The sequence below is a fragment of the Paenibacillus sp. P4_A7 genome (assembly GCF_056402455.1).
Window position 1 is genome coordinate 1 of the sequence record NZ_JBFUHJ010000206.1, and the last position, 9,199, is coordinate 9,199.

Consider the following 9,199-nt stretch of genomic DNA (forward strand, 5'->3'; position numbering starts at 1 on the left):
GACCCGAGCCGTTGTAATCCATAATTCTTCGCCATCCTTGCCCCCGAAGATGCATGAAGTGACTTGTTCCGCCGGCACGCGAACGATTCCGATTTTCTTACCAGACTTAGGGTTCCAACGGGAAACTTGCCAGCCGCCCCAGTGCGCGATCCATAGCATTCCTTCCGCATCGATCGTCATGCCGTCGGGAAGTCCCTCGCCTTCAGGAAAATGCACGACCGTTCTCTTTCCGGAAATCCCGCCGCTAATTACATCGTAGTCGAATGCCCACACTTCTCTCGTGGGCGTATCAATGTAATACATCGTGTCATTATCGCTCGTCCAACAAATGCCGTTCGAGCAACTTATGCCCTCTATTTTCTTCTTTACGGAAAAGTCCGATTGGAAACAATAGAGCGCCCCTGTGCCCGGAGAGTCATCGACGGCCATCGTCCCCGCCCAGAACCTGCCCGCGGCGTCGCATTTCCCGTCGTTAAATCGGTTGTTCGGCTTATCGCCCTCCGGGTTCGCGAGAAGTCGTAGCTCGCCGGTCGATCTATCGAATTCAAAGATCCCGTCTTTCATTGCGCAAACGAGTTTACCGTCGTATTTAAGCGCGAATGATCCGATAAACTGACCCATATCGTAATCATTCACGGTACCCGCTGCCGAATCATAAACGTACAGCTTTTTATCCAAAATATCGATCCAATAGAGCGAAGAGGTTTCCTCGTTCCAAATCGGCCCTTCTCCCAGAACATTTCTAGCGTCCAGTACCAATTCCGCTTGAAATTCGTCCATCCCGCTTCACTCCTTCTTGTTTGAAATAAATCGTGGATATTTATTCGGGATCGATTGTTTGGTAAGAACTGCCCCATGCCTCGACCCGCTTGTCGTATACGGGATTTACTCCAGGATCCGGATGATTCGGCCAAATGGTCATGACGACGAAATCTTCCGTCTCGCTTTTGTTTTCCAAGGCATGAAACGTTCCTCCGGGGATAAATACCAAACTTCCCGCATGCAAATCGTATTTCGTGTCATTCATGTTCAAGTATGCTTCTCCTCTTACGACGTAATAAATCTCGTCGAATGGGGGGCGGTGCGTATGTCCATGCAGTTTGCAACCTGCCTTCAAAGTCCCTTCGTTGATTTGCAAGCCTTTCGATAAAGTGTTGAATTTGTCTACGAGCATTTTGGAAGAGTACGTTTCATTGACGACGAACGGCTTCACTTCGTTAGAATGAATGACTACATGTTTTTCCATGGGGCACCTCAGTAATTGAATTTTATTTATTATCGTTAGTGTACGGGAAACACGCATTTTTTCCTTCCGTTATATTGATTCATTTTATATGGATTATTGATATTTATATGATTTTTTCTCGCATTCAGAATTACACATTTGAGCTTCGATAGTCATACTATCACTTGGGCTTTCTTTTATTTGATATAGCAGCGGGTAGTTCCCTTGACGGAAAACTAAAACATCAGGGGTGTGAAACCACTCCTCGTTGGTACTACGCCTAAAGAATACAAAAATATGAGTTGATGCAATCTCGCCAATCGCTATGTGAAGGCACAGCAAAGCCCCGTCCTGATGCAGGCGGGGCTTTCAATTAGTGTTTACGAAGCTCGCTGATCTGCGAGGAGCTTAAACCAGTTATTTCTTCGATCATCTCCCGTGAGCATTCTCATTCATAACGTTCAACTCATCCAGTAGTTATTCGGTTTAATGCATTAGCATTGCATAAACATTTTGCGATAATGTCAAGCTCAAGGTAATTACCTTAGTGTGGGAAAATTACCATATGTATCAATAGACTGAGTTTTCTGATAATAATAATTACGTCTTAAATTAAAAACGATCAAGGCAGGAATAGCGGTAGCCACTTATCCACAATTGTTACCTTATATTAGAAAAAGTCACCTGTATTTTCATCCCAGTCGTTGGCTTCTTCATTCATATACTGCCGACAGACTTCAATATATGCCGTCTCTGCATCCATTTGCCTTCGTCGTCCTCTTGACGTTCGTCCCGGTAGGGGGAAAAGCGCCAGCAAAAATCGTTGAAATCTACTGTCCCAACTTAATCGGAGTTGTTTGACCATTTCCAGCATGGTGCCCCTATGATGAACATTTGCTTGCATCAGCAGTGTTAAGCAAAAGGCAATCAATGCTGCATAAACCTGGTTGTAAACTGCGTTGGGACTGCGGCCGTAGAAGTGCTTCACATGAAGATGCTGCTTAATCCACTTGAAAAACATTTCTATTTTCCATCTACGGCGATAAATTTCTCTGATTTCTTCCACAGGCGCGTCGAAGTCGTTGGTGCAAATCAGCATGACTTCTTCAGGGGTCTCCTGAAACTGGATGAGCCGCAATTTATTCTTCATCTGTTTACGTGCATTATACCCCAGCAAAACGACGGCATCTTGAAGCACGTCAGTGTCAGGTTTCACTTCGCACACCTTAAGCACTTTGAATTTGGCGCTGTGTCTAAGCCGCGTGACAAAGTAAACGGATTGCTCGCAATAGGCGTCGAACTTTTCATAGTCCACGTAGGCTCGATCAAACACATTCAGCGCACCGTCTTCAAAGACAACGAGATCGCCCATCATCGTAGGGTCGCCCACGCTCCCTGTGGTTAAGAGGACCTCATCGGGGAAACCGACATCACAGGTGTGATTGAATCGTGTATGCAACCGGATTGCGCCTTTGTGCTTGGAGTAGTTTGCCCATCGGTATTGGTTCAAACAAAGCGTAATCGTCGATGAATCAACCATGTGAACCATGCGAGCTTCTTATTGGCTTTGGCGACACCAAAACGCGAGATGACTTGCTGGACCACCTGACGGTAGACTTGCCCCAGAACTTGATGATCAAGTTCCCGCCATTTTCGACTCAGCTGAGATGTACTGATAGAAGGTAGACCTATCGTCTTTTGAAGCTTCTTTTTGTTATTGAGCATCTTGCTGATGTCAGTATAATGCTCGATCTGCATAAGCTGAGCGAAAATAGCCAGTTTGAAGGCGGATATGGCAGTAAACTTCTTCGTATAGCGGTCAAGGCCATGCTTTTCAATGAGACTTGATAAAAAATTGTGGTTTAGCGGAGAAAAGTATTCCGCCAAAGTGATTTTTGTAGTACACTTGTCCATGGATTAGCTCCTTATGCTGGGTATTTGGACAGGACTACCTGTTCCCAGTATAAGGGCTTTTTTGCGTTCAGAACCCACCTAAAAATAACAATTATAGCACAATTTACACCCAAAATTCACTTGACAAATTTCGATTTACTTAAAGCAATGCTAATGTATTGTTATCATTAACAGTTATAATATCTCGTTCCTTATTCATTTTCCTCAAATAATCAATCGCTGTTCTTTTTGCTATTTGTATAAACCAAGCTTCCGCTTTCGCTTCATCTTTGAGAGTATAAATTCTTTTAAATGCTTTTTCAAAAGTCTCTTGCGCAATATCTTCTGCGAGAGCATGATCTTTCACAATATAATAAGCAGCTTGAACTACTTTGGAATAGAACATTTTAAATAAAACTTTTTGTGTTGATTGGTCCACATTTTTTGGAGAATTACTGAATAGTGTTTTCCACATTTTTATCACACTTATTTTGAATTTTAATGGGAAATTCGTCTTCAAATAATTAAGATTTGAATTTATGTTAAAGTTTCTGCCTTTGATCAAAAAATAGATGAATGGACAATTTTAACACCACTCCAGATCCCTGATAATTCGAACAATACCGACAATCAGTGCCGCTGTACGCCCGTTCACATAAATTCGCACGCATTCTCTTGATTGAACTGCTCTCCAAAACATTTGTAAGCAATCTAAACTCGATACTCGTCATATAACAAAAGTATATTATGTTTCAGGATCCGCGGATTCTTGTTTGTTTAATCCCAAGTTATATTCTCGATTCTTCAAAAGTAATCCCCTACTAACTAAGTGGTACTCTTCAAAACTGGTCTTAATTTAATTTAGTTGTTAGTGGGCATCCTACCGTCACCCTGAACGATGTTACAATTAACCACTTTCTGTATCACGTGACAAAATCCGGCCACCATAACCACTTTGCTGATATGCTTTCATAGGCTGAACCGGGACCCCCATTTCTTCACGCAATACTTGAAGCAAGGTTGTAACATCCAATTCGAAAGCACTTCGTACAGCGTCTTCCGCACCAAGTACATCCTGTTTTTCCTGCGCTTCTCGCACCTCATCGTGATTAATCAGCAGTGCTTTAGCATACTGTGTCTGCACATTTAGCACGGAGCGAATCATTGCCGGAATTTTCAATTCGATATTATGACTTTGGTCAATCATATAAGCAATATGATCCGCATTTCGTCTAACCCCCGCTTGAGAATCATTCGCTGCATCGAGAATTTGATAGAAAATCAGAAAAAGCTCATAGGGATTCATCGAGCCTACGATCAAATCATCATCTGCATACTTTCGACTATTGAAGTGAAATCCCCCCAACTTCTGTTCATCTAATAAATAGGCTACAATATGTTCAATATTGGTGCCTTGGGCATGATGGCCTGTATCAACCAATACTTCGGCTTGAGGACCCAGCTTATTCGCCAAATTAAAAGCCATGCCCCAATCAGCAAGATCAGTATGATAGAAAGCCGGCTCGAAAAATTTGTACTCGATTAGCATACGCATGTTTGAATCCATTGCTTTATACATTTCTGTCAATGATTCCATCATCCAGGCTTTACGCTTGCGTATATCAACCTGTCCTGGATAATTGGAGCCGTCTGCAAACCACAAGCTGAGTAATTCCGACCCTGTGGTTCTTGCAATGTCCACACATTCCAACAAATGATCCGTTGCTTTGCGACGAATAGCCGCATTCGAATTGGTTACACTGCCAAAAATATATCCATCCTCCTGAAATAAATTCGGATTAATCGCACCAATGGATACTCCCAAATCAGCGGCATAACTTTTCAATTTACTGTAATCCGCTACTTTATCCCAAGGAATATGGATCGCAACGTCTGGACATATACCGGTAAATTTATGTACCTGTGCAGCATCCTCGAACCTTTCAAAAGCATTGCGTGGAATTCCCGTTTGCTTAAAAACTTTAAATCTCGTCCCCTGATCCCCATATCCCCATGATGGCGTTTCCACTTTGAGCGATTTCAGCTTCCTTTTCACATACTCTAAATCAATTCCTCTGTTTTTTTGCTGCTCTTCAAATAATAGATAAGCACGGTCACTCATATCTGATCATCCTTTCTAATTATGCTATATAAGGGCGGAACTGTCTTGTTAGCTCATATACATCCTGATTCTTCTTAAAAATACTCGAGGTCCCCGCAACAAAAATATCGGCACCAGCATCACGCATTTTCCTCGCATTTTCATAGCTGACATTGCCATCGACTTCGATTTCGATATCCGTGTAGCCCCCCTGGAGCAAATAATGTTTTAAGGCTGTAATTTTCTTAAGTGTAGCAGGAACCAGCCTTTGTCCGGCAAATCCAGGGTTCACCGTCATGATCAGCACCAGCTCAATATCATCGAGAATATCCTCCAGTGTATGGATTGAGGTGGCTGGATTCAGCGCGACAGATGCCTTCGCCCCCTTATCCTTAATGAGCTGCAGCACTCTTTGCAGGTGCACCGATGCCTCTTGATGGACCGATACAATATCGCCCGGGTGAATATCAAAAATTGATAAAAATGCGTCAGGACGTTCAATCATTAGATGAAGATCGAACGGTATGTCGGTCATTTCGCGAATACACTTCATTAGATCAGGTCCAAGCGTAAAATTAGGTACAAAATGACCATCCATAATATCAAAGTGTAAATATTCCACGCCCGCTTTAGTTAAAGCGGCCACTTCCCGTTCGAGATTGCGAAAATCAGCACACATCATGGAAGGTGAAATTTTTCCAGGCTTCTGCATAGATCGAGCACCTCCTTCCTATGGCTTAATAATAACTCGCATGCCGACATGACTTTCCGCAGTTGCAATGGCTTCAATAATTTGATCCAAGGCAAAGGTATGAGAGATGTATTTTTTCATATCGATAATGCCAGTATTAATCAGCTCAACCGCCTTTTGATGATGACGAGGCAATGACCCATGTGCTCCATGGACGAACAGTTCCTTATAATGAATAATGTTGGTATCGAGTGTTACCATCGATTGGCCCTTAGGCAACCCACCAAAGTAATTCACTCGCGCACGATTCTTCGCCATATGAATGGCATCCACCTGCGCTTCAGGCGATGGATTGCAGGTTATCACCACATCTGCACCAAGTCCGCCAGTTTCTGCAAGGACTCGCTCAATCGCATTCTCTTCTGCGGAGCAAATATAAGCATGAGCACCTAACGGTTTGGCCATTTCCAACCGTGGTCTTGAACGGTTAACCAACAGTACGCGGGCACCCATTTTCAATGCAACTTCAACGAGCATGCAGCCGATAGGACCCGCGCCAATGACAACCACGGTATCACCAATTTTCACATCCGATAGCTCTAATCCATTAAGAACACAGGCCAGCGGCTCCGAAAGCGCTGCCTCTTCGTAGGGAATATGATCGGCAATCTTGTGAATCGGCCCGAAGTTGACCACCATCTTGCTCAACAGCACATATTCGGCAAAGCTGCCAGCAAATTGATACCCCATTGCATAGTTAATCTGACAGTTGTTGCCGATGCCCGCTTCGCAAAACACACATTCCCCACAAGGGACATCCGCCCCTAAAGAAATACGATCACCCACTTGAAATTTGCTGACATTCTTGCCCACTTCTACAATAATCCCCGCAGCCTCATGCCCCAAAACCTGCGGCAATTGCACCCGACTATTGCCATGATGGTAAATGCGGATGTCCGATCCGCAAATGCCGACAGCTTCTACTTTCATGAGAATGCTATCGTCATCAACATGCGGCTTCGGGACTTCCCTGATATTCATTTGCTCCAAAGCATCCAATACTGCAGCTTTCATAATCATCAGCCTCCATTTGTTATTCGTTGGTATACATTACTTTATTGAAAAACCCTGAGCGGTCACGCATCATAACCATCGCGGGTTGCAATTCATCTAAATTTACGCGATGCGTCACAAGCTGCTTAACTCGGAGCTTTCCTGACGCCATATAATCAAGCGCCAGCTTCCACTCATTTTTAGGAAGGTTCGCATACGAAGAGTTCCAGGTTCCACTCAGAGTCAGCTGCTTGCGCAGAATTTCCCAGTAGCAGTTTTGAGTCAAAGTCATGCTGCCTGTTGGATTCCCCATTAGCACCACACGGCCAAATGGACGCGTTGCTTTTAAGCAATTCTCCCACGCGGCAGCATTTCCCGTCCCTTCTACAGCTACATCTACCCCTCTTCCGGTAAGTCCAAAAACCCACTCTTTAACATCACTCGTTTGTGGATTGCATACATCCGGAAACCCTAGCTGCTTGGCAAATGCAAGCTTGGCTTCATCTACATCCGCCAGCATAACCCGCGATGCTCCCCAGGCTTCTGCCCATAGTGCCAGCATAATGCCGATCGGCCCCGCACCGAGAATAAGCACCTCGTCACCAATATCAATCCGTGCCTGACGAAGCGCATGAATCGCAACCGCTGCCGGCTCCACCATTGCTATTTCTTCATAAGACAGATGCTCCGCAGCAAGCACGATATTCCATAAAGGACAGCTGATATATTCGGTGAATGCCCCGTCACAACGCGATCCCATATAATCGTAATCCGTACATTGCGCGAATTCACCGATTTCACACGATGCACATTTGCGACAAGGCATCAAGGGAAATACAGCGGCTTTTTTGCCGATGAAAGTCGGATCAACGCCCACTCCAACCGCGACAATTTGACCAGAAAACTCATGACCAGGAATCGTCGGAAAATGATAGGTTCCTTTAGTAAATACACGCGGAATATCTGAGCCGCAAACACCGCAAGCCTTAATTCGGATCAGAACCCCACCCGGTTGAGCTTTAGGTGTCTCCACTTCCTCTACACGCAAATCACCAATAGCATGCAAAACACAGGCCTTCATCGCTCAACACACCCTTATGTGAATTTACTTTTTAACAAATTGGCGCCAATAGTTCACGGACTCTATGTGATCTTGAATGATACGAAACTCTGWCGACCAAGCTTCGCGATGCGAGAGCTCAAAAACCAACTCTGCTTCTTGTGCGCCAGAATCCTCAATCGCCTGCAAAAGTGGTTCCCCATGAATGATACCGAGTTGATTATATTCCTCTGTAAAGGGCCAATGCTTGCTTTGATCCTTCTCCGTCTGTTGAATATGAATAATTGGTGATACCTGTCCAAGCTCTCTAACCCAACGGTAAGGATCACGATCATTCGGGTGCGGCGCATGACCTACATCCAAGCAAACTTTAAATGGAATTCCTGCACCTTCATTTAGTCGGTCCAATAGCAGTTTCGTGTCTTCAACCGTATTAGCCATTTCACGTGGGATCGACATAGGCTCAAACAATAAATATTCCATCCCCAAATCCTTGCAATACCAGCTGAGCTCTTTCCAGTTTTTCAACGCTTCCTCGATGATGTATGCTCTGCGTGTTGTGTCGTCGTAATCGGCAAACGTGAGAATCCCGAAGTGGCTCCCTGTTGTTTTTGCTCCCATGTCCCGCGATATGCGTGCGAATTGTTTGAACCATGCCAACCAGGCTTTGCGAATGCTCGCATCCGGATGCATGAAATGATTGACACGTGTGAATGCACTCGTGAAGGTGCTTGTGATTTCCAATCCATATGCCRCTGTACTTTCCTGAATTTGTTCTACTTGCTTTTTTACAATATCCTCAGGCAAGAAAACATTGAGCAAATCTGCGACCAACTGCACATATTTGATTTCCATATCCTCCGCAACAATCCGCGACCAAACATGTGGCTCCACATATTTATTAATCGCAAAGCCCAAATTAACGCCTAATTTTAACTCTGCCGGCACGATCCTCATCCTTTCTTCATACGCATCCGATACACTGATACACATTAACAAATCAATAGAACTTAATTGTTTATATTTTAATACTATTATGTATTACTGATACATTCAAGTGCTTTTTTTAAAATAAAAAAAAAAGGCAAACCCAGAACTTAGGTTTACCTATTCCTGTAACTCATTCTGTTATTTACAGCTTCCTATTTAACACACTACTGCGTTCAATTAATAGCG

The 9,199-nt window shown here is 44.0% G+C and carries 10 protein-coding genes; all 10 read right to left on the reverse strand.

The window, feature by feature from the left end:
* The coding region (locus AC1DWN_RS20690; RefSeq protein WP_477560798.1) for an SMP-30/gluconolactonase/LRE family protein at positions 1–780 on the reverse strand (780 nt) is incomplete at its 3' end.
* A gap of 40 nt (positions 781–820) precedes the next feature.
* Positions 821–1,246: a cupin domain-containing protein gene (locus AC1DWN_RS20695; protein ID WP_477560799.1), complete on the reverse strand. Its 426-nt coding sequence runs from the start codon at positions 1,244–1,246 to the stop codon at positions 821–823.
* Positions 1,247–1,895: 649 nt separating this feature from the next.
* Positions 1,896–2,774 (reverse strand): IS4 family transposase, encoded by an 879-nt coding sequence (locus AC1DWN_RS20700; protein ID WP_477560800.1) that lies wholly within the window; start codon positions 2,772–2,774, stop codon positions 1,896–1,898.
* Positions 2,732–3,139 carry a DUF4372 domain-containing protein gene (locus tag AC1DWN_RS20705; protein ID WP_477560801.1) on the reverse strand — a complete coding sequence of 136 codons (408 nt, stop codon included), beginning with the start codon at positions 3,137–3,139 and terminating at the stop codon, positions 2,732–2,734. Before AC1DWN_RS20705 ends, AC1DWN_RS20700 begins: the two co-directional genes overlap by 43 nt.
* Before the next feature lie 139 nt (positions 3,140–3,278).
* Positions 3,279–3,593 carry an RNA polymerase sigma factor gene (locus AC1DWN_RS20710; protein WP_477560802.1) on the reverse strand — a complete coding sequence of 105 codons (315 nt, stop codon included), beginning with the start codon at positions 3,591–3,593 and terminating at the stop codon, positions 3,279–3,281.
* 432 nt (positions 3,594–4,025) lie between these two features.
* On the reverse strand, positions 4,026–5,240 hold the full coding sequence (gene rhaI / locus AC1DWN_RS20715) for an L-rhamnose isomerase (RefSeq protein ID WP_477560803.1): 1,215 nt from the start codon (positions 5,238–5,240) through the stop codon (positions 4,026–4,028).
* Between the two features lie 19 nt (positions 5,241–5,259).
* A complete protein-coding gene (gene rpe, locus AC1DWN_RS20720; protein WP_477560804.1) occupies positions 5,260–5,931 on the reverse strand; it encodes a ribulose-phosphate 3-epimerase in 672 nt (223 codons plus the stop codon).
* A gap of 18 nt (positions 5,932–5,949) precedes the next feature.
* Positions 5,950–6,984 carry an alcohol dehydrogenase catalytic domain-containing protein gene (locus AC1DWN_RS20725; RefSeq protein WP_477560805.1) on the reverse strand — a complete coding sequence of 345 codons (1,035 nt, stop codon included), beginning with the start codon at positions 6,982–6,984 and terminating at the stop codon, positions 5,950–5,952.
* 19 nt (positions 6,985–7,003) lie between these two features.
* A complete protein-coding gene (locus AC1DWN_RS20730; RefSeq protein ID WP_477560806.1) occupies positions 7,004–8,044 on the reverse strand; it encodes a galactitol-1-phosphate 5-dehydrogenase in 1,041 nt (346 codons plus the stop codon).
* Between the two features lie 24 nt (positions 8,045–8,068).
* Positions 8,069–8,971 carry a sugar phosphate isomerase/epimerase family protein gene (locus AC1DWN_RS20735; protein WP_477560807.1) on the reverse strand — a complete coding sequence of 301 codons (903 nt, stop codon included), beginning with the start codon at positions 8,969–8,971 and terminating at the stop codon, positions 8,069–8,071.
* Between the last annotated feature and the right edge of the window lie 228 nt (positions 8,972–9,199).

Bases quoted from the DNA above. Each gene is read 5' to 3' on its own strand.
- AC1DWN_RS20705 (WP_477560801.1), bottom strand. From the start codon at position 3,139: ATGGACAAGTGTACTACAAAAATCACTTTGGCGGAATACTTTTCTCCG.
- AC1DWN_RS20730 (WP_477560806.1), bottom strand. From the start codon at position 8,044: ATGAAGGCCTGTGTTTTGCATGCTATTGGTGATTTGCGTGTAGAGGAA.
- AC1DWN_RS20725 (WP_477560805.1), bottom strand. From the start codon at position 6,984: ATGAAAGCTGCAGTATTGGATGCTTTGGAGCAAATGAATATCAGGGAA.
- rhaI (WP_477560803.1), bottom strand. From the start codon at position 5,240: ATGAGTGACCGTGCTTATCTATTATTTGAAGAGCAGCAAAAAAACAGA.
- AC1DWN_RS20695 (WP_477560799.1), bottom strand. From the start codon at position 1,246: ATGGAAAAACATGTAGTCATTCATTCTAACGAAGTGAAGCCGTTCGTC.
- rpe (WP_477560804.1), bottom strand. From the start codon at position 5,931: ATGCAGAAGCCTGGAAAAATTTCACCTTCCATGATGTGTGCTGATTTT.
- AC1DWN_RS20710 (WP_477560802.1), bottom strand. From the start codon at position 3,593: ATGTGGAAAACACTATTCAGTAATTCTCCAAAAAATGTGGACCAATCA.
- AC1DWN_RS20700 (WP_477560800.1), bottom strand. From the start codon at position 2,774: ATGGTTCACATGGTTGATTCATCGACGATTACGCTTTGTTTGAACCAA.